The organism is Thermoactinomyces vulgaris, assembly GCF_005886755.1.
Taxonomy (GTDB): Bacteria; Bacillota; Bacilli; order Thermoactinomycetales; family Thermoactinomycetaceae; genus Thermoactinomyces; species Thermoactinomyces vulgaris.
The window spans coordinates 596049-616557 of the sequence record NZ_CP039710.1 but is presented as its reverse complement, the minus strand read 5'-3'; the positions used below and the strand labels follow the sequence as shown (position 1 = coordinate 616557).

The window sequence follows — 20509 nt, the reverse complement described above, 5'->3', positions numbered from 1 at the left end:
AAAAACAGGAACCTTACGGGGTTCCTGTTTTTTAATGCAAAAACCGGAGCAAGACGGGAATCAAGAGGGAAGTCAAAATGGCACACAGGGTCATGGCCACCAAACTGGCGGTTCCTTCCTTTTCCCCGATCTCCAGTGCTTTGGACGTTCCAATCGCATGGGAAGCACTGCCAAATCCGATGCCTATGCCCAAGTAATGGGTGATCTTGCACCATTTCATCAAATACGGGCCCAACACAGCCCCGATCAGTCCGGCCACAATCACAAATAAGGCGGCCAGAGAGGGGATGCCTCCCGAAAGCTTGGCCAAGTCCATGGCCACCGGCGTGGTCACGGATTTCGGCAACAACGTGTAAAGAAGACGGCGGTCCACCCCGAATGCCTCCGCCAAAAAGTATCCGCTCAACACGGCGGTGAAACAACCGGAAATCACACTGACCAGTATCGAAGCAAGATAACGTTTCACGACCCGTCGGTGACGATACAGCGGGATCGCCATCGCCACCACCGCCGGACCCAGAAACCCGTCCAGCCACCGTCCGCCGGTCATATAGACATCATAAGGAATTTGGAATAAAAGCAACAAGCTGATCAGAAACACTGCCGAAGTCAAAAGGGGCAGCAAAAACGGCGACGGGAAGCGTTTATACAGACGTTTCATCGCGATGAACACCGCGAGCGTGACACCGATGGATATTCCCCCGCTGATCCACTCTTTCATCCACACCCTCCTTTCGCATGGCAAGCCATTGTGCCAGCCATCCGGATAAACACATGACCAGCACGGTACTGATGAAAACCACGGCCACGGCTTGCAACCCGTGTTGTTTCAAAAAGCCGCCATATTCGATCACCCCGATGACAGAGGGCAGAAACAAAAGCGGCAACCAGGAAAGCAATGCATCCGCCCCTGATTGCAGCCGCTTGACCCGGACCATGCCGGTGGACAAACAAATGAACAATAGAAACAATCCGATCATACTGCCCGGGATCGGGACATGGAACTTCTGCTGGATCCACATGCCCGTCTCATAAAAAAGGTAAATCCCGCCGATTTGCAAGACGGTTTTCAACATCTGCGCAAACATGGATGAACCCTTCTTCCTGTGTATTCTCTTTTTTGGGAGAGATTGTTATATAACAAGAGAATAACCTTCTATCTTTACTATCACACAAATATCCCGGTCCCGCAATATGCTTCCCGTTTTCATTCCCCCAAGGGACTTTAAGGCGGTGACTTATTTCACTGTACATTTTTTTCATCATTGGTACAATAAAGGAAACCTCAAAATCAGGGGGAATTCGATGGCTTATCCAGTGGAAACACGCGGGGTGGAAGAACAGCAACACCCGTTTTACGTAATTCGTTATGTCATCAAAAACGGAGATGAAGAACTTCTCGCCAGCGTTGCACGTTATGTCCATACCGGGCAAGGGGGAAGAGTGCAGTTTCTGGAGCACGACTTGAGAAAAATCAGGCGCATGCCCGATCCCGTCAAGCAAATGTCGGAAGTGGAAAGAGTCATCAAAAACGAAGGAGCCCGCTTGGCCGAAGAAGCAAAAAACAAAAAATGACCGCTTCTTTTCCTTGCAAAAACAAGGTAAAATAAATACGTCCATCAACGAGGAGTGAATCCAATGACAGTCAAAGGTGAAATTTTGCTTGAAAACGGAGGAATCATCGAAATCGAATTTTTCCCGGATGAAGCTCCCATCACGGTCAATAACTTTCGCAAACTGGCCAATGAGGGCTTTTACAACGGGCTCAACTTTCACCGGGTGATTCCGGGATTTGTCAGCCAGGGAGGCTGCCCCAACGGGCTGGGAAACGGCGATGCCGGATACACCATTCCTTGCGAAACGAAAAACAATCCGCACCGCCATGTGCCCGGAGCCGTATCGATGGCGCATCGCGGGAAAGACACCGGATCTTGCCAATTTTTCATTGTTCATGAATCCCAGCCGCATTTGGACGGGGTGCACACCGTTTTCGGCATGGTGATCAAAGGAATGGAGCACGTGCTGAACATGCAGCCCGGAACGGTCATGAAAGAAGTCAAAGTCTGGGAAGAATAAATAAAAAAACTGTCGGCCTTGACCGTAAGGCCGGCAGTTTTTTTATGCCCCTCTTTCGTTCACCGGATTTTTTCTTTCTTTTGGCACTGATGAATCCGGGCAATCCCTTCCGTAATCGTTTCTGCGTATTGATCCAAAAACCGGGCGTCTGAAAGAAGATGGTTTTCCCGCATGTGGGTGATAAACAACGAAGCCACCGTGATCGCGGGCATGTTCACCCCGCGCAATTCCTGGATTTTCCCTTCCGCCGTCTCTGTGTCATTTTTCTTTCCCAAATCCATCACGCCGTATTTTCTTAAAAAGCTGGTCAGCTGATTATGAAGCCAGCACTGGATTTTTCTCTCTTCCAATCCTGCAATCACGCTCACATAAGAGGCAAACCCGGACATGGTGGGATCAGGGGAAGCATTGGTATGGATGCTTAAAAATAAGTCCGCATTCTGACGGTTCGCCCACTCAATCCTTTCCCGGGCACTCACGTGGGTATCCACAGACCGGGTCATGGTCACGGACAACCCTTCATAATTTAACAACTTGCGGCGAACGCGAAAAGCAATTTCCAAACAAACATCCTTTTCAGCCAGAGAATAACCCACCGAACCCAAATCCTCTCCCCCATGTCCCGGGTCAAGGCACACCAGCATGATTCTCACCTCACGTAAGACAATGCTCCATGTTCATACTTTTTCCCCACATCGCTTCTTTAAAAACACCGATTCCCAAAAGGATATGAACAAAAACAAAACACCGGATCGTTTCGGTGCCTCTTTTGCAATAAAAAACGGGAGGGGCCGGTCTTCTTCCGAACCCCTCCCGTGTTCCGGTTTTCAGTTACATCGGGATACGTTTTAAAAACTTTCCTTCACCACAACCTGATCCAAAGGCAAACGGGTCGTCGGCCGGGCCGGAGCCGCCGCTTTGCCGATCGTGATCAGCATAACGGGCGCATAACGATCCGGAACCCGGAATTCCTCCACAAATTTTTCCCGGTTAAATCCTCCGATCGGACAAGTGTCATACCCTTTGGCTTTGGCTGCCAACATCAGCTGCATGGCGGCAAATCCGGCATTCAAAAAAGCCTCATCCCGGGCGAACCGGTCATTTTGATAAGCTTTTTCCACTTGGCCGATCATTAAATCGTAAATGTCTTTTCCGGCATCCTTATAGACGATTTTGGCGGTTTCATTCGCTTGCAGGTCTCCCAACACAGCCACGGTGGCTGCCGCCTCGACCACTTGCTCTTGATTGTATGAAATGGGCAACAGTTTTTCCTTCATCTCTTTGGATGTAATGACGAGAAAGCGCCAATGTTGCAAGTTCCAGGCAGAAGGAGCCTGGATGGCAATCTCCAGAAGTTCATTCAATTCCTCTTCCGGAATGTTTGCATTCGGATCATATTTGCGAACCGTGGAACGCGCTTTCATCACTTCAATCGCATCCATGGTTTTTGTTGTTGACATTCAATCACCCCGATTAATTTAAATAGAAATTAGACAGATAAACATACTTTCATATTACTTAATATATCAAAAAATTATATGTCAAGATAAACAACTTGACAACAGGCCATTTCCATCAAGATTCCAGTCAACCCCCAACAAATCATATCATGTCCATCTGATCCCTGATGGATGCAATGGCGGCAGATCTCTCCGTTCCTTTCGCCCTCCATTGCCCGGCAGATGGCCGATCTTCCCTGCCATGGCACAACCGCCGGCATCGTGGCACATCGGATATCATTTGAAAAAACATCCCCGGCCAGCCGGTAAATGGCAGCCGGGGCCTAGAGGTTTTTAAACCATGTGAGTTTCTCCGGATTCCGCACCAGATAAAGTTTCTTCATTTTCCCTCCCTCCAGTTGAAACAAGGCGACAGTCATTTGTCCACCCGCACGGATCAACAGTCCGTCCTCTGCATTGATCCCGATCACCCTGTATTGCACACCCTGATATTTTCTCAACAATCCCAACAAGAACCGTGCCACCTTTTCGGCAGAAATGACCAGCCGGAGGGCAGCCGTCACTTTTCCGCCGCCGTCAGATGTTACAACGACATCTTCCGCCAAGAGGGAAAGGATTTTTTCTACATTTCCTCGACGCAATTCTTCAAGAAACTGTTCAATCCATACTCTTTGGTTTTGCCGGCGGCGAATCGCTTTCCCCGGATTTCCCACTTTCCTTCTCGCCCTGCTCAAAATTTTGCGACAATTCCCCTCGCTTTTCTCCACGATTTTTCCAATTGAGGCATAATCAAAAGACAATGCTTCCCTCAAAACAAAAACCGTTCTTTCAACAGGGGTCAACCGTTCCAACAACACCAACATCCCATAAGACAACATATCCTTTTTAAGTAACATGGCACCGGGATCTGCAACATCTGTGGGAACCGGTTCCGGCAGCCAGGGACCGGTATATTGCTCCCGCCTTTTTTGGGCAGAACCCAGATAATCATAACAACGATTGACGATCATTTTACAAAGATAATTCTTGGGATCGTACAAGCGCTTGAGATCCAAACCGGTCAGTTTGACAAAGAGATCTTGCACCAGATCTTCCGCATCAGCCATCGAACCGGTCAATTGATATGCAATGGTGCAAAGCAAAGGTTTGTATTCTTCATAAAGTTGTTTTATTGTTTCCCCATATCCTTCTCCCCTCCTGTGCCCCCATTTCACTTTTATTTTACGTTACTTGCTTTCTTCCATGTCCATTTTCTGATGAACCTGCCGATTTTCCCCGCCAGGATCCAATCGATTCCGCAGTATTCAGCCCAGACCAAACCTTCTTTTTGACCTAAACTGATACAAAAAAAATTTCGGCATCTCCGATGAATCGGAGCAGGCTTTTTTTTCAAATCAGCTTCAATAACTTCTCCCAGTCGTTTTGCTTGCAGGATTCCTTCTTTGCAAGTCATCCCGTCTGCTTTTCCATTCTCCGGATCGATAACATGTGCACAATCCCCGATACTGTAGATGGCACTTTTCCCTGACACCCGATAAGAAGCATCCACTTTCACTTTTCCCTCCAAAGTAAGTGGCAGTTGACATTGGCGCAAAACCGGATGGGGCTCAAGCCCCAAGGTCCAAATGGTGAACCCGGCAGAAAGTTGCGTGCCATCGGAAAGTACCAGCTTTCCGTCTTTCTCATACAAAGCTTTGCGTTGATGGAGGACCGTAACACCTAAATTGTTCAGCTTGGCTTCCAATTTCCGGCCCAATTTCTTTGGTCCGTTCATCATCAACCTTTCTTCCGCATTGATCAAAAAAACCCGGACCAACGCGGGATCCATGCCCAACCAAGCTGCTTCTGAACGCATGGCCTGTGCCAATTCCGCAGATGTCTCCACTCCACTGATTCCGGCACCTGCCACCGCAACAGAGAGCAATCGTTTTCGTTCGGCCGGGTCTTGCTCGTTTACCGCCTTTTGTAAATGCCGGCGCCACTTGGTTCGTATCTCTTCCGATGCGGATAAATCGTGCAATGAAATTCCGCCTTGTTCCGGATCCGGCCTTTTCACCACACTTCCCACGGTAATGACCAACAGATCATAGTCCAATGATTGCTCCTTTTTCTCTGCATCACAAAAAAAGATCCGCTTTTCCTGGCTTTCGATGGTTACAAGCTCACCTTGAATGCGCTCCACCCTTTCCGGGAGAACCTCTTCCCAAGCCAAGGCAATCTTTTCAGCTCTGGCAACCGGTTGAAATAACAGGACTTTCTGTACATAAAACGGCTTGGGATCAATCAAAATCAACCGGAAGGGTTTGCCTGCTTTTCTCATCGCCTGACCGATCTCTTTTAAAGCATGAAGGCCCACATGCCCGCCCCCTGTCACGACACAAGTGATTTCCTTCATTCCGCCCATCCCCTTTTCCCTGTTTAATAATAAAACGAAACAGACGGTGTTTTTGTGACAGACTCCACCACGACTCAAGTTTGTTTCCCCAAACCGGTATAATGGAAAACGAATCCTGAAAAAGAAGGGTTGACCATGAAAAAAGTGATTGTCATCGGAGGCGGAATTTCAGGCGCCTCCGCCGCGTACCAATTGACCAAACTGAGTGCCGATGTGAAGGTTACGATCATCGACCGCAAAGATCCGGGACAAGCCACCGACGCCGCCGCCGGAATCATTTGTCCCTGGTTGTCACAGAGGCGAAACAAAGCCTGGTATCAACTGGCAAAAAAAGGGGCCCGTTTTTATTCGCAACTGATCGCCGGGTTGGAAAAAGACGGGGAAAAACAAACTGGTTACAAAAAAGTCGGCGCGCTACGCATTCATACGGATGCCAAAAGGCTCGCCAAAGTGGAAGAACGGGCCGAAAAACGCCGGCAGGACGCACCGGAAATGGGCAAGCTCACCCCGTTGCCACCCCAAAAGACACGGGAACGGTTTCCTCCGCTTGCCAGCCATTTTTCGTCCCTGCATGTGGAAGGGGCGGCCCGCGTGGATGGCCGCGCCCTCCGCGACTCCCTGCTCCGTGCGTCACAAAAAAACGGTGCATCGTTCATCCGGGGAAGCGCCTCGCTCTTGCACCAGGGAAAAAAGGTGACTGGCGTCCGGGTAAATGACAAAGAGGTGATTCCGGCGGATATCGTGATTGTCTGCGCGGGAGCATGGGCAAAATCATTGCTTGCCCCGCTGGGAGTAAATTTTTTGGGCACTTTCCAAAAAGGGCAAATCGTCCATTTGCGATTGCCCGACACGCCCACCAACCATTGGCCGGTCATCATGCCGCCCAATGATCAGTACATGCTGACCCTGGAGGATCACCGGATCATTGTCGGGGCAACCCACGAAAATGATTTGGATCACTTTGACACCCGGGTCACTGCCGGCGGCTTGTTCGAAGTGATTCAAAAAGCGCTGGACGTCGCTCCCGGACTGGAACACAGCACCTTGCTGGAGACCAGAGTCGGCTTCCGTCCCTATACTCCCGGGTTCCTTCCGGTCATCGGCCCGCTTCCCGGATGGGACGGCATCCTGTTGGCCAATGGACTGGGAGCTTCAGGACTGACGATGGGACCTTTTATCGGAAACCAACTGGCCAAACTGGCATTGGGATTGGAACTGGACATCGATCTGTCCCTGTATGATGTCAAAGGGGCACTGGAACCTTGATTCCGGTGCTCCTGAACGGCATCGCCTCTTCACAAAAAACTCACGCGGTTGTTTGCTGGATGGCCTCTCTGACCCGAAGGAAAAGATGTTGTTTAAACCTTTCCATTTTCCGTTCGCAATTCTCCATTCCGGTGTCCTTAACTCCAAAATAAAACTTCAGCTTCGGCTCGGTCCCCGAGGGACGGGCGGCCACCCAAGAGTCATCCTCCAGCACAAATTTCAGCACACAGGTAATCCGGATGCCGCTTTTCCTCCTGCCAAGCCTCCAAATAACGCCAGCCCTCCAATTGGGGCAGCCCTGTTTCTTCCGTGCCATTCAAGATGGCAAAGAACCGTCCCTTCATGATATCCAGCAGCACCACATGCGGGAGAAACTACTTCATGAGTTGCAGAGCCTCCATCCCATCCTGTGCCGTCCGGCCCTCAAATCCTTCATTTTGCAGACCGATCTTTAATAATGTCGGGCTCATCATCCACAACCAATATTTTGATTCCCGCCAATGGTTTCATCATGGCGGGTTCACCGCCTTTTTCCCCAAATCATTTTCATGATCCGGCCTGAAACTGAAATTTCCCTTCAAAAAAACCGCACTTTCATCCCTCCCGGGACAAAAGCACGGTTTCTCTCACGGGCCCGCAGGACGAGGCCAACGGAAAAAATGGCTCCTATTTTCGAAGCAACAAATAAACAAAATAAGGCGCGCCAATCAGCGATGCCACAATTCCGGCCGGAATGCCGTCCGGTTCCAACAGATTGCGTCCGATAGTATCGGCCGTCAAAAGCAACCAGCCTCCGATCAACAGGGCAATCGGCAAAAACAGCTGATTTCTCGGTCCAATCAAGGCTTTCGCCAAATGGGGAGCCATCAAGCCGATAAAAGCAATCCCGCCGGTGACGGATACGGCGGAAGCCGCAAGCGCCACAGCCGCAAGCAGCAGGAACATCCTTTCTTTTTGCAGGGGCATTCCGACTCCGATGGCGACCGGATCATTAAAACTTAACAGATTTAATTGATTGGCTTTATAAAAGGTAAACGGGATAAACACCAACAGCCAGGGGAGGAGCGCCCAGATGAACGGCCAATCGTCCCCCCAAATATTCCCGTTGAGCCATCGTGCAATAAAATCCACTTTTTCGCGCTCAGCCGAGGAAATAATGACCAACATCGCCCCGGAAAAAGCCATGTAAAATCCCACACCCGTCAAAATCAAACGGGCCGGCTGGAGCCCCGCCCCCTTTTGATAAGAAAACAGATAAAGAAGGATGGCGGTCAAAATGCCGGATAAAAAAGCCACGACCGGCAGCAAATAGATTAACGATCCGGCTTCCACCGGAAAAAACAGAAAAAAGACGGCCACTCCGACACCGGCGCCGGAATTGATGCCGATAATGCCGGGGTCAGCCAGATCATTGCGCGTAATTCCCTGTAAAATGGCTCCGGACACAGCCAAAGCCATTCCGGCAAGGAGGGTCACCACGATCCGCGGCAGGCGAATCGAATAGAAGACAAATTCTTCTTTAAAGGTTCCATCCCCCAAGAGAATCGGCAAAATCCGGTCGAAAGAGACCGAGGAACGGCCAAGCCCCAGGCTGAGGACCATGGTGATCCCCGTCAGGACAAGCAAGATCCCGATGATGATTTTTTGTTTCTTTAACACGGAAGGATGGATCATAAAACGGTTTTCCCTCCTTTGCGCACGATCAACAGGAAGAAGGGCAGCCCCAGTATGTATACAATGGCCGTCACCGGTGTCTCAAACGGGGCATGGATCGTCCGGCCCAGCGTATCGGCCAAAAGCATGAATGCAGCCCCGCACACGGCAGACATGGGAAGAACAAAACGGTAATCCGTGCCCACCACCGCCCTGACGATGTGGGGAACCATCAAGCCGATAAAAGCCATGTTGCCGGCAAGCGCCACCGCGGCGCCGGCGAGGATGGTGACCACCATGAACAAAACCGCTTTGATCTGCCGGGTCTTTTGCCCCAAGCCGACCGCCACCTCCTCATTCAAACTGAGGATGGTCAACTGCCGGGAGAGATAAAGAGCGATCAAAATGCCGGCGGCAATAAACGGAATGATCACCTGAAGCTGTTCCCAGGAAGTTCCGATCAGTCCGCCGGCCGTCCACATCGACACATCTTTGGAAATTTTGAAATACAACCCGATGGCTTCCGCAATCCCTTGCAAAAAGGCCGTCACCGCCGCACCCGCCAACACGATTTTAAAAGGCGAAAAACCGCCTTTTTTCACCGCGCTGATGCCGAACACCAGACACACCCCCGCAAAAGCCCCGACAAAACAGGCTATGGTAAGGACAAAGTATCCGGCAGAAGGGTAAAAAGCAAGCAGGAAAGCCAATGCGGCATTGGCGCCGGCCGTCAGGCCCAGCAATCCGGGATCGGCCAACGGATTTCTTGTCAACCCTTGCATGACAGCGCCGGCCACCGATAGTGCCGCTCCGACAAAAACAGCCGCCACTTCGCGGGGCAAACGGATCTCCCGGATCATCGTGACCGTCTCCGTCTTTTCCCCGCCGGTGATCGCCAGCCACACTTCCCTGAGACTGGTATCCGCCGCACCCATCACCATGGCGATGACAAAAGAGAGAAAAAGAATGGCCACCCCGGCCGTCAATTTCAAAACAAACGGGAAAGAACTTTGGTTTTTCAACATGTTGATCTCATCTTTCTATCATCAGGAAGAGGCACCCTGTCCAAGGGCCCCTCTTCCCCGCATGTTACTGGTTTAAAAAGGACTTTTTAAAGAAATCAAGCTGATATTCCAAAGTCAGGGGATCATTGAAGAAGAAACCTCTCGCATCGACTTCAAACACGCGATGATTTTTCACCGCCGGGATGTTTTGGTAAGTTTCGGTTTTCTCAAACGATGTGTCCGCATCTTTGTATTTGCTGAAAATCACATAATCCCCGGCAAAATCGCGCAAAACTTCGGGAGAGATGGCATAATAGCCCGGTCCCAACGCTTTCTCTTTCACTTTCGGGGGCATTTTCAGGCCCATTTCCTGATAAAGGATTTCGGTTCCCCTTCCCCAGTTATCCCCGAAAACATACAGTTGTTTATCAAAGTTCTCAATCACGGAAACCGTTGCATCTTCCCCGATTTTGGCTTTGATTTCCTCTCCGGTTTTCTTGGCTTCCGCCTTGAATTGGTCAATCCATTTGCGGGCTTCCTCTTCTTTGTTGAGAAGCTTCCCGATTTCAAGATGCTGTGTCAGGTAGTCCAATTTCCCATAGGTATAGGTGACGGTGGGAGCGATTTGTTTCAGTTTATCCACGTTTTTCGTTGTGGAAACACCGATAATCAGATCCGGATTCAACTCGATGATTTTCTCCAAATCTTCATCGCTGACCAGTTCCGCATTTTTCAGCTTGTCTTTGAAACGGGGATTGTCTTTTGCCCAGGAATCCACCCCGACAATATTGCCGCCAAGTGCCATCACGTTCCCGGCAAACTGCGAAAGCACCACAATGCGTTTGGGATGTTCCGGAACCTCGACGGGTCCGTTTTCCGATTGGTAAGTCACGGTTTTGGATGAACCGTTTGTTGCACTCTCGTCCGCCGAACCGCCGCACCCGCTAAGAAACAGTGCCAGTCCGAGCAGCAACGGCCAGATTTTCTTCATAAGCGTCTTCTCCTTTGATCAGATTATATGTCAAGCACATCGGTTTACCGGTGCGCGGATCTTTTCCGATTTCTGCATCAATATGGAAAACTTCCCTCAGCACATCCCGGGTGATGACCTCTTCACCGGTTCCGCTTTTTATGATTTTCCCGTCTTTCATCGCCACGAGAAAATCCGCAAAACGGGCTGCCTGATTCAAATCATGCAGGACCATGACAATCGTGCGCCCTTCTTCTTTATTGAGCTTTTGCAAAAGCTCCAAAACCTCGAGCTGATGGGCCAGATCCAAATAAGTGGTGGGTTCGTCGAGGAAAATGATATCGGTTTCCTGCGCAATGGCCAAAGCGATCCAAACCCGCTGTCTCTGGCCGCCGGATAAAGCATCCACCGGATGATATTTAAAGCGCTCTGTACCGGTGACTTTAAGTGCCCAGTCAATCACCTCGATGTCCTTTTTGCTCAGGCGTCCAAACCCTTTTTGGTAAGGATACCTCCCGTAAGAAACCAGTTCCCCGGCCGTGAGCCCGGCCGCGCTTTCCGGATTTTGGGGGAGAATTGCCATTTTTCTGGCTAAACTTTTTGTGTCTTCCTGCACAATACTTTTCCCGTCTAGGATCACCGACCCCGACTGATATGCGATGATGCGTGACATTGCTTTTAAAAAGGTCGATTTTCCGCATCCGTTCGGCCCGATGATCACCGTGATTTGATGATCGGGAATTTGAATCGTCAAATCACGGACAATCGCTTTCTCCCCATAACCAACCTGCAAATGTTCGGTATAAAGGCGCCCCATCCTGATGCCCCCAACATCTTTAATTTATCATTGATAATGATTATCAATTCAAGTCCAATAATACTATAAATCGTTTTCTTATCAGCGTCAATAAAAAAGCAACCTTTTCCCACAACAGTTCTTTCCTGTAAACAGGATTTAGCGCGCCGCTCCCTAAATATACATAACAACCGGTTTTGGCTTTCCATAAAACAAAAAGGGGGGAAACCCGATGATTCAATATCCTTTGTGGACCGAAGGCGCAACCATCGGGGTCACCGCGCCGTCATCCGGTGTGCCGCGGGAATTGCATGCCATGTTTGAACTTTCATGCCGGCAGATGGAAGAAAAAGGTTTTCAGATCCATTGCGGGGAAACCGTCCGGACCCAGCATAAAGCAAAATCAGCCCCTGCCCGGAAACGGGCGGAGGAATTCCATGAAATGATGCAAAACGATGCAATCCACGTTATTATCCCGCCATGGGGCGGGGAGCTTTTGATTGAGATGCTTGAACATACCGACTTTCGAAAAATCAAAAACAAATGGGTGATGGGCTATTCCGATACCAGCACTTTGTTGTTGGCCATCACCTTGAATACAGGGATCGCCACGGCCCACGGCCCCAACTTTGTGGATTTGCGGGGGGAATATTGGGATGACACCACCGCCATGTGGAAAAACGTTTTGGCCGCGGGAAAGGGAAATTCCGTCCTGCAGCGCTCTTCCGCATATTATCAAAAGAAATGGCAGCACGACCGCCCGACACCCTGCGTTTTTCATCTGACGGAGCCGACTTGCTGGAAAACCGTTTCCAACCAAAAAGAAATCATCAAAGGCCGGCTGCTCGGCGGATGCATTGACACCATCCGGCATTTGGCCGGCACGCCTTACGGGGATGTGGAAAAATTCAGAAAAACCCATCTGGATGGAGAACCGGTGGTGTGGTATCTGGAAAATTGCGAATTGACAACGGTGGATTTGAGAAGGTCCCTCATGCAGATGAAATTGGCCGGTTGGTTTGACGCATGCTCTGGGATCCTGTTCGGACGAAGCCAAGCCAATCACCCGGTTCAAGACTACACCGTGGATGATGTTTACCAAGAGCTTGCCGGGGAACTTCAAATCCCGGTCATTTACGATGTCGATTGCGGCCATGTCCCGCCGCAGATGACCTTCATCAACGGAGCCTTTGCCGAGGTGGAAACCGAAAACGGAAAAGGCAGTATCCGGCAGCATTTCATATGACCAAATCCAATAAACCTGCCCCTCACGGGCAGGTTTTCCTTTGGTCAACCGATTATTTTTTGCTTTTCCGTTTGAATAAAATCCCGAGTGTATTGGGGCCGCAATGGCTTGAGATGGTGCAGCCGGCCTCGGTGACGATGATTTCATCAAAATCAACATAACGGCGGACGGCTTCCTTGACTTTGGCCACGGTTTCTTCCGAACACTTGGAATGAGTGATAAAGATCCGGCTCCGGTCGATATCCTCTTGTTTACCTGATAATTTGTCTTTGACATAACGTTCCAGGCAACGTTCAAAACTGCCCCGGTATTTCTTCCCGACTTCCATCCGGCCGTCGACCACTTCAATGCTCGGCTTGATCCGGAGCAAGGCCGCCCCCAACGCTTCCACTCCCGAACAGCGTCCGCCTTTTCTCAGATAATCGAGGCGGTCAATCACAAAGCTGGCATCCACTTTGGGAATGGTCTCCTTGATTTTTTCGCAAATCTCCTCCGCTTTTAAACCTTCCTTGGCCATGAGCGCCGCATCATATACGAGATGTCCGCTGCCCGTGGAAAGATTGCGTGTGTCAATCACATGGACATTGGAGAAGTTCTCTGCCGCCAACACCGCATTTTGATAAGTCGAGGAAAATTCCGCGCTGAGGGAAAAATGGATGACGGCTTCATATTTGGGGGACAGTTCGGCAAAAACCTTCTCGTACTCATAGGTGTTCACCGCTGCCGTTTTGCAGGTTTTCCCTTCCTCGCCCACATACCGGAAGATCTCGGCCGGCGTAATGTCCACCCCGTCCCGGTATGACTTGTCATCAATCAAAACATTCAAGGGCACCAGCGTGATATCCATCGCGTTTAAGATTTCAGGAGACAGATCACAAGTGCTGTCTGCCGTGATCTTAATCATTTTCATCACCACTCTTTGCTGTCTGAACCGTTCAAACCGGTTTCTTTCCTGACCATTCAGTCAAAACGATTTTATAATACCCTGTTTTTTCTTGTCAAAAACCAAAGCGCCTCCCGGACGGAAGGCGCTTCCGAGCTATTGTTTCTTATTTCATCAACTGCACAATCACATCATGGATGCGGGTGTTCTCATAAGCCCCCTGCAACAACTCGGCTCCCGGTCCCATGGCGGTTAAAGGAATGCTTACCGCCGAATGTCCCCCGGTTGTCCAATCCACCATAAACTGCTGATCGGAACCGGCTACCGGGAAAGGCCCGTCTTCAGCAGACACGCCGTCCCCCGACTCGTCGGAGTCATCCAATCCTTCAATCGTAAATCCGCCGGTTTCATGGTCACCGACGACAATGACCAGGGTATCCCCGCGTTTTTTGGCAAATTCTTTGACATGCGCCACCGCTTTGTCAAACTCCTTACCGGCTTTGATGGCCAGTTCGGCGTTGTTCACATGGCACATGGCGTCAATCCCTTCTTCTTCCACCAGCAGGAAAAATCCGTTTTTGTTTTTGGACAGCGTTTGAAGGGCTTTGTCCGCCATCTCGGTCAAAGACACCGACGGATCATAGCGATCCCCGGCCTCGGTATCATATTGGAACATCTCTTCGTTGGCAAACAAGCCGAGAATTTTGGAACCGTTTGCTTTTTGCAACTCTTCCCGGTTCGCGACATACTGGTATCCCAGATCTTTGGCCCGTTCCACCAGATTTCCTTCGGTTCCTTTGCTTTCTTCAGAGGGGTCTTCCGCCGGATGATCCGGATGACGGCCGGGGTTCCCTTTCGGATACCAGTAATCTTCTCCTCCGCCCAAGATCACGTCAGGACGGCTTTTCTCCAAAAACTGCCGGGCGATTTTGCTCTGGTCCTCCCGGTCTTTCACATGGGAACCAAATGCCGCCGGGGTTGCATCCGTGACTTGGGCGGTGGTGACCAGCCCCGTCGCTTTCCCCCGTTTTTTGGATGTTTCCAACACTGTTTCCACCGGCTTTTGATCCAGGTCGACACCGATGGCTCCATTGTAGGTCTTCACGCCGGTGGCCATCGCCGTCGCCGCTGCGGCCGAGTCGGTTACAAACTCTACGGGGTCTGCGGAATTGGTGTGTACAAAGCCTGTATACGGCATGTCATCCATGGCCGTTTTACCGTGCAAACCGACACTGGACAGCCGGATGGCATCCCGTTGGGCCCTGCCCATCCCATCTCCGACCATCAATATGACATTCTTCGGCTGCGGCTTCTGCTTTCTTGCCACTTCCTCCTGTCCGGCCCAGACTTTGGAAAAGGAGACGGCAGAAACCGCGACAACCACCGCCAAAGCCGCCCCAAACCAACCGCGTTTGTTCATGGTAAATCATCCTTTCCAAAGAAGTCGTTTTACGTTTACACACTATCCAAAAAATTCATTTATATTCTAAAATATTTATATATAAATAAGACGAATTCCTTTTTAAATGACGGTAAATTTACCATTCAAAACAAAAAAGCACCTCGTTTTTGAGGTGCCTGCATCAGACTTTCACTCATCTTTTTTCGGCCACTGCGGAACCGTCTCAAACACATCTTCCAATGCGTCGGATTTCATGACAGCAATCCCTCTTTCAACATCCGCAAACAAAAGCAGGGTTTCGCCCGGTTGAATGTCAAACATATCCCGGATCTCCTTGGGGATCACGATCTGGCCTTTGGTTCCGACCTTTGCGGTTCCGGCGTATTTGCCAACCGGTCCTTTCTTCTTCTGATTCATAGATTCCTCCTTGTCTTTATCATAAACCGATCCCAAACGATCAACCATTGACTTTGTTTCCATTCATTGAACCTCAATATTATCTTAATAAACTCTTCCCGTTTTTCAAAACCGGAACCCTTTCACCCTTCCGCCCGAATCCCAAAAACGGAGTTCTGTGCTACAATTTAGGGTTGAGGTGGTTGCAAGTGAAACTCTCACCAGAAACAATCCGACAACTGCAGAAAAAACAACTGGAGATTTTGCTGGAATTTGACAAAGCGGCCAGAAAAATGGGCCTCTCCTATACCCTTTCTTCCGGAACCCTGTTGGGGGCCGTCCGTCACGGCGGGTTTATCCCATGGGATGACGACGCGGATGTGGCGATGCTCCGGGAAGATTACGAACGCTTTTGGAAAGAAGGCCAAAAACACTTGCCGGATTATTTGTTCATCCAACACTATGAAACTGACCGCGATTATCCGCACAACTTTATCAAAATTGTGGACACGCGCACCCGCCTTGTCGAGCACACTACCTCCCAATCGGATATCAAACGGGGTGTTTTTATCGATATCTTCCCCATCGACCGCATCCCCGACAGCCGGATTCTCCGCACACTCGACCGGATCTGTCTCACTTTCATCTACTTCACCCGATATTCGGTCACACTGAAATTCCAAAAGAAAAGCCACAGCCGCATGAGAAAAATCGCAAGCCGCTTGCTCCGGCCGCTTGGCAAGGCGCTGGGCGTCCACCGGCTCAATCAATGGGAAACCCGCATCAAAACCAAATACAATCACCATTCAAAATTTGAATATACTTACGGAGACAATTCCATCTTGGTTCCAACCGAGATTAAAGAATCCATGATTTTGCCCGTCAGGATTTTTCAAGACCTCGAAGAAATCCGGTTCGAGGGGCACTCTTTCCTGGCAATCAAAGACCGTGACCGCTATTTGCGGACGCTTTACGGGGATCATTACATGGAATTGCCTCCCGAAGAAAAGCAAAAGCCCAAACACACCTTCACCGAATTACAATTATGAGGGTTGATTCATTCATTTTTTGACCAAAAAAGAGGGATGGCTTTCACCGACGAAAGCTTCCCTCTTTTTTTCACGCTTTATGAACTCTGAATAAAATCCTTTTAACAGCCGCTCTCTGGAAATCTCCCATTTCACGCCACATTAATTTCTCAAAAAAAGAGAGTTATGTTAAAATAAATACATTCAAAAATTGAATATGTTTCTCGATTCATCTTGTCCATACGTTTTCACCCCGGTCTGCCACACTCCGCCACAACCGATTCATCACACCATCCAGCAGGAGGGATGTCCATGGAAGATCAACTCAAAGTGCTTGAAATCATCAACAAACATGTGCAGGTGAATCAAAAATCGATCGGGCAACTCTGCCATTTTTCCTCCGGCAAAGTCAATTACCTGATCCGCGATTTGATGGAAAAAGGCCTGATCGACACACGGAAACATGGACGCAGCACCCAATACTACCTCACCAAAGAAGGCATCCGCCTTTTGAAAAACCGGTATGCTTCTTACCAAAACAAAAAAGTGGATCTTCACGGCGGGAAAACAACCAAAGTGAAAGAAGCCGTCATTTTGGCCGCCGGCGAAAACGATGAATTCAATCTTCCGGTAAGTCTCTTGCCGCTGAACGGCACCACGCTGTTACAACGCAACATTGACATTTTGAGAAAGCACGGAATCGAAAAAATCATCATCGTCACCGGATACCAAAAGGAAGCCTTCCAATCGTTAACTGATCAAGAAGGAATCGTGTTCGTGGATAACCCGCGTTACCAATGGACCGGGTCGATGTCCTCCCTGGCTTGTGCCAAATATGCCGTTTCCGGGGATTTCATCGTTCTCGACCACGATATTCTGGCGGAGGAACAAGCCTTCAAGCAGCTGATTCACAATGAACAACGCGACTGCATGCTGATTGCAACCGAAAGCGGGCAAGGCAACGAGGCCTATGTGGAACTCCGCAACCAGAGTATCTTCAAAATTTCCAAAGATCTTCACCAATTGAACCGGATTGACGGCGAAATGGTGGGCATCAACAAAATCTCGTATGATGTCTATCAACTGATGCTGGAAGAATACAAAAACAACCAGAATCCCTATCTCGATTATGAATACCTGCTGTTGGATGTTTCCCGCCAGTACAAAATCGGTTATTTGAAAATCAATGATTTGATCTGGTCCGACATCGACACGAAGGAGCATTATATCCGCATTTTGAATTTGGTGCACCCGCGATTGAAGCGGAAAGAAGAAACCTATTTCATCCATCAATTAAAAGATACGGTTTCATCCGCCATCGGAATTCCGGAGGATGACATCACCGGGGCTGTCCCGTTGGGAGGCATGACGAACAAAAACTACAAAATCAGCGTGGTCGGAGGAAAGGAATATGTTCTTCGCATTCCGGGCGCCGGGACAGACCAAATGATCGACCGCCACCTCGAAAAGGAAAACGCCATGCTGGCCGGCGATCTCGGAATTAACGCCAAAACCCTCTACTTTGATGAAAAAAACGGCGTGAAAATTTCTGAGATGATTCCGGATGCGGAAACGCTCACTCCCAAAATGGCCCGGCGCGAAGAAAACATGCGGCTGGTGGCCAACCTTTTGAAAAAGCTCCACACCTCCAACGCACCGATGAAAAACAAATTTGACATCGGACAGGTCAAAACCAAGTATGAGCGGCTGGTCGACGAGGTGAACGGAGGTTATTTTTATCCGAACTTCCGCAAATTGAAAGAAGAAGTGTTGAAGATCAAATTGATGTTTGACGCCATGCAGGTTCCGCTCGTCCCGTGCCATAATGACACCTTGCCGGACAACTTCATCAAAAGCGGGGACAACCGGCTTTACCTGATCGACTGGGAATATGCCGGGTTGAATGATCCCGTCTGGGATTTGGCTGCCTACTCGCTGGAATCTTCCCTGACCCGACGGGAAGAAGATCTCTTCTTGTCCTATTATTTCTCCGGAGAGATCACCGAAAAAATCCGGATGCGCATGCTGATGCACAAAATTTTCCAAGATTACATCTGGAGTTTGTGGACCATCTACAAAGAAGCCAAAGGGGACAACTTCGGGGATTACGGCATCATGCGCTACAACCGGGCCATTGCCAACATTGAGTTCTTCTTGTCAAAGAAGGTGTCGGCATGAAACGGGCCGGTGCAGCTTACGGACTCTTGTCGGGGATCATGTGGGCGTTGGACACGGTATTCATCGGGGCGATCCTCTCCCGCGATCTGTTTGTCTCCTCCGGGCAGGCATTGTTCCTCGCCCCGCTGGTGGGGACTTTTTTGCATGACGCGACATCGGGCTTGTGGATCACCGGATACTTATCCCTGAAGGGGGAACTGAAGAAAGCACTTGCAAACATCAAAACGGACGGCGGACGGTTTGTCATTCTGGGCTCGATCCTTGGCGGTCCGCTCGGAATGACCTTTTATGTGCTTTCCATCCACCACCTCGGTTCCTCCTATGCCGCTTCGTTCTCCGCGGTTTATCCGGCCGTCGGGGCCTTCTTCTCTTTTCTGCTTTTGAAAGACCGTCTGCGCCCCAAAAACTGGTTTGGGCTTTGCATCAGCATTTTGTTCATCATCCTGCTCGGCTCCTCGGGATCAGAGGATGCTTCCGTTCCATCCCGGCTCGGATTCTTGTATGTCCTGCTGTGCATTATCTGCTGGGGATTGGAATGCGTCCTGGTCGCTTATGGAATGAAAAAAGTACAAATTTCCCCGGAGCAATCCATCCTGCTGCGCCAACTGGTTTCAACGGTCACCTACTGTTCCGTCATTCTTCCGTTCTTTGGCGGTTGGCACTTTGCCGCCGGAGTCATGACCAAAAAGGAACTGTTCTTTCTCGCTCTCGTTGCTTTGGCCGGATCGGTCTCCTACCTGTTTTATTACAAAGCCATCCGGGCCATCGGTCCCGCCAAGGCCATGGGACTGAACATCTCTTATTCCGGCTGGGCCATCTTCTTCGGCTTTCTGTTTTTCGGTGAACCTCTCTCTTTAAAAATGATTGGTTACAGCCTCATGATCATCCTGGGTTCCGTGCTGACGGTGGCTGAAAAAGATGAACTGAATCTCACGCACTTTTTGAAAAAATTCCGGAACCGGACCATGAAGGAGGTGAAACGATGAAAGCCATTTTGCTGGCAGCAGGAATGGGGACCCGGCTTCGCCCGCTCACGCTGACCACCCCGAAATCCCTCATCACCGTAAACGATGAACCGCTGTTGGAAAGGCAAATCCGTTTTTTAAGGGAAACCGGTGTCCGGGATATCGCGGTGGTGACAGGATACCTGCACGAAAAATTTACTTATTTAAAGAAGAAATTTGCCGTCACGCTGATCCGCAACCCGCACTATGACCGGTACAACAACCTCTATTCCATGTACCTGGCCCGGGAATACTTGCCCGGCGCTTATGTCATTGACGCCGACAACTATCTGCGCCGCAATTTTCTTTTGGACAAGCCGTCCACCTCGTTATACTTCAGCGCCAAAAAACCGTTTGTCAACGAATGGGTCCTTCACACGGATTCGCAAAACCGGATCCAAAACATCACCATCGAGGAACAAGGAAATGATTACATCCTGTGCGGCGTCTCCTATTGGAGCGAAACAGACGGCCGGAAACTGGTCAAAAAACTGGAAGAAACCGTCGCAAACGGAGATTTCCAAAACAAATACTGGGATCATATCGTCAAAGAAAACATCCGGGATTTGAATGTCCGTTTGCAAGAAATCGATGCTTGGGACACCCATGAAATCGACAGCCTGGAAGACTTAAAGCGTCTGCAAAGGGAAGGGTTGTAAAAAAGCCGGATTCAACCCGAGACCCTGACATTCCCCGATAAAAACCTTACGGATGCAGATTTCTTCCGCCCGGAGCAGGGAAATCCCGTACCC

At 49.8% G+C, this 20509-nt stretch carries 21 protein-coding genes and 1 pseudogene; 8 read left to right on the top strand and 14 right to left on the bottom strand.

Going from position 1 to position 20509, the window contains the following annotated elements; all coding sequences use genetic code 11:
- Positions 1–31 precede the first annotated feature (31 nt).
- A complete protein-coding gene (locus tag FA954_RS03165) occupies positions 32–721 on the bottom strand; it encodes an LrgB family protein (RefSeq protein WP_037993021.1) in 690 nt (229 codons plus the stop codon).
- Complete coding sequence (locus FA954_RS03160; RefSeq protein WP_062843289.1) at positions 645–1088, bottom strand: CidA/LrgA family holin-like protein; 444 nt, start codon at positions 1086–1088, stop codon at positions 645–647. The genes FA954_RS03165 and FA954_RS03160 overlap by 77 nt, the downstream gene beginning before the upstream one ends.
- A 217-nt stretch (positions 1089–1305) precedes the next feature.
- Here FA954_RS03160 and FA954_RS03155 point away from each other — a divergent pair, with 217 nt between their 5' ends.
- Together FA954_RS03155 and FA954_RS03150 are read left to right on the top strand one after the other, a co-directional pair.
- Positions 1306–1575, top strand: a complete 270-nt coding sequence (locus tag FA954_RS03155; protein ID WP_037993023.1) for a hypothetical protein — start codon at positions 1306–1308, stop codon at positions 1573–1575.
- A 63-nt stretch (positions 1576–1638) separates the two neighbouring features.
- Entirely contained in the window at positions 1639–2076 is a 438-nt protein-coding gene (locus tag FA954_RS03150; RefSeq protein WP_049720560.1) for a peptidylprolyl isomerase, read from the top strand.
- A 59-nt stretch (positions 2077–2135) separates the two neighbouring features.
- Here FA954_RS03150 and FA954_RS03145 read toward each other — a convergent pair whose 3' ends face one another.
- The 4 genes from FA954_RS03145 to FA954_RS03130 form a co-directional block, all read right to left on the bottom strand.
- Positions 2136–2720 (bottom strand): N-acetylmuramoyl-L-alanine amidase family protein, encoded by a 585-nt coding sequence (locus FA954_RS03145; protein WP_052186595.1) that lies wholly within the window; start codon positions 2718–2720, stop codon positions 2136–2138.
- A gap of 204 nt (positions 2721–2924) precedes the next feature.
- The gene (locus tag FA954_RS03140; protein ID WP_037993027.1) at positions 2925–3536 is read right to left on the bottom strand and encodes a nitroreductase family protein; all 612 of its coding nucleotides are present in this window, start codon (positions 3534–3536) and stop codon (positions 2925–2927) included.
- A gap of 323 nt (positions 3537–3859) precedes the next feature.
- Entirely contained in the window at positions 3860–4678 is an 819-nt protein-coding gene (locus FA954_RS03135; RefSeq protein ID WP_231564552.1) for a sigma-70 family RNA polymerase sigma factor, read from the bottom strand.
- A 74-nt stretch (positions 4679–4752) separates the two neighbouring features.
- Positions 4753–5931, bottom strand: coding sequence for an NAD(P)/FAD-dependent oxidoreductase (locus FA954_RS03130; protein WP_138614855.1), 1179 nt, complete (start codon positions 5929–5931; stop codon positions 4753–4755).
- 135 nt (positions 5932–6066) lie between these two features.
- Here FA954_RS03130 and FA954_RS03125 point away from each other — a divergent pair, with 135 nt between their 5' ends.
- A complete protein-coding gene (locus FA954_RS03125) occupies positions 6067–7197 on the top strand; it encodes an NAD(P)/FAD-dependent oxidoreductase (protein ID WP_049720563.1) in 1131 nt (376 codons plus the stop codon).
- 40 nt (positions 7198–7237) lie between these two features.
- On the opposite strand, the pseudogene FA954_RS03120 reads toward FA954_RS03125, so the two are convergent.
- The 5 genes and pseudogenes from FA954_RS03120 to FA954_RS03095 form a co-directional block, all read right to left on the bottom strand.
- Positions 7238–7423 (bottom strand): annotated as a pseudogene (locus FA954_RS03120) (phospho-sugar mutase); the annotation flags it as partial.
- 440 nt (positions 7424–7863) lie between these two features.
- A complete protein-coding gene (locus FA954_RS03110) occupies positions 7864–8871 on the bottom strand; it encodes a FecCD family ABC transporter permease (RefSeq protein ID WP_037993034.1) in 1008 nt (335 codons plus the stop codon).
- Positions 8868–9875, bottom strand: coding sequence for a FecCD family ABC transporter permease (locus tag FA954_RS03105; protein WP_037993036.1), 1008 nt, complete (start codon positions 9873–9875; stop codon positions 8868–8870). The genes FA954_RS03110 and FA954_RS03105 overlap by 4 nt, the downstream gene beginning before the upstream one ends.
- 64 nt (positions 9876–9939) lie before the next feature.
- A complete protein-coding gene (locus FA954_RS03100) occupies positions 9940–10845 on the bottom strand; it encodes an iron-hydroxamate ABC transporter substrate-binding protein (RefSeq protein WP_037993037.1) in 906 nt (301 codons plus the stop codon).
- A complete protein-coding gene (locus tag FA954_RS03095; RefSeq protein WP_037993040.1) occupies positions 10799–11641 on the bottom strand; it encodes an ABC transporter ATP-binding protein in 843 nt (280 codons plus the stop codon). The genes FA954_RS03100 and FA954_RS03095 overlap by 47 nt, the downstream gene beginning before the upstream one ends.
- 211 nt (positions 11642–11852) lie before the next feature.
- On the opposite strand from FA954_RS03095, the gene FA954_RS03090 reads away from it, so the two are divergent.
- The gene (locus tag FA954_RS03090; RefSeq protein ID WP_037993041.1) at positions 11853–12866 is read left to right on the top strand and encodes a S66 family peptidase; all 1014 of its coding nucleotides are present in this window, start codon (positions 11853–11855) and stop codon (positions 12864–12866) included.
- A gap of 52 nt (positions 12867–12918) precedes the next feature.
- Here FA954_RS03090 and FA954_RS03085 read toward each other — a convergent pair whose 3' ends face one another.
- The 3 genes from FA954_RS03085 to FA954_RS03075 all read right to left on the bottom strand — a co-directional run bounded on the left by FA954_RS03085 (position 12919) and on the right by FA954_RS03075 (position 15631).
- The gene (locus FA954_RS03085) at positions 12919–13770 is read right to left on the bottom strand and encodes a DegV family protein (RefSeq protein WP_037993209.1); all 852 of its coding nucleotides are present in this window, start codon (positions 13768–13770) and stop codon (positions 12919–12921) included.
- 145 nt (positions 13771–13915) lie between these two features.
- On the bottom strand, positions 13916–15169 hold the full coding sequence (locus FA954_RS03080; RefSeq protein ID WP_037993042.1) for an alkaline phosphatase: 1254 nt from the start codon (positions 15167–15169) through the stop codon (positions 13916–13918).
- Positions 15170–15340: 171 nt separating this feature from the next.
- A complete protein-coding gene (locus tag FA954_RS03075) occupies positions 15341–15631 on the bottom strand; it encodes an AbrB/MazE/SpoVT family DNA-binding domain-containing protein (protein ID WP_244932709.1) in 291 nt (96 codons plus the stop codon).
- A 125-nt stretch (positions 15632–15756) separates the two neighbouring features.
- Between FA954_RS03075 and FA954_RS03070 the strand changes: the two genes are divergently transcribed.
- From FA954_RS03070 to FA954_RS03055, 4 genes are all read left to right on the top strand, one after another.
- Positions 15757–16596, top strand: a complete 840-nt coding sequence (locus tag FA954_RS03070; protein ID WP_052186596.1) for a LicD family protein — start codon at positions 15757–15759, stop codon at positions 16594–16596.
- 291 nt (positions 16597–16887) lie between these two features.
- Positions 16888–18753: a phosphotransferase gene (locus FA954_RS03065; protein ID WP_037993045.1), complete on the top strand. Its 1866-nt coding sequence runs from the start codon at positions 16888–16890 to the stop codon at positions 18751–18753.
- Positions 18750–19739, top strand: coding sequence for a DMT family transporter (locus FA954_RS03060; protein ID WP_138614854.1), 990 nt, complete (start codon positions 18750–18752; stop codon positions 19737–19739). Before FA954_RS03065 ends, FA954_RS03060 begins: the two co-directional genes overlap by 4 nt.
- Entirely contained in the window at positions 19736–20416 is a 681-nt protein-coding gene (locus FA954_RS03055) for an NTP transferase domain-containing protein (protein WP_062843282.1), read from the top strand. The genes FA954_RS03060 and FA954_RS03055 overlap by 4 nt, the downstream gene beginning before the upstream one ends.
- Positions 20417–20509: the final 93 nt, after the last annotated feature.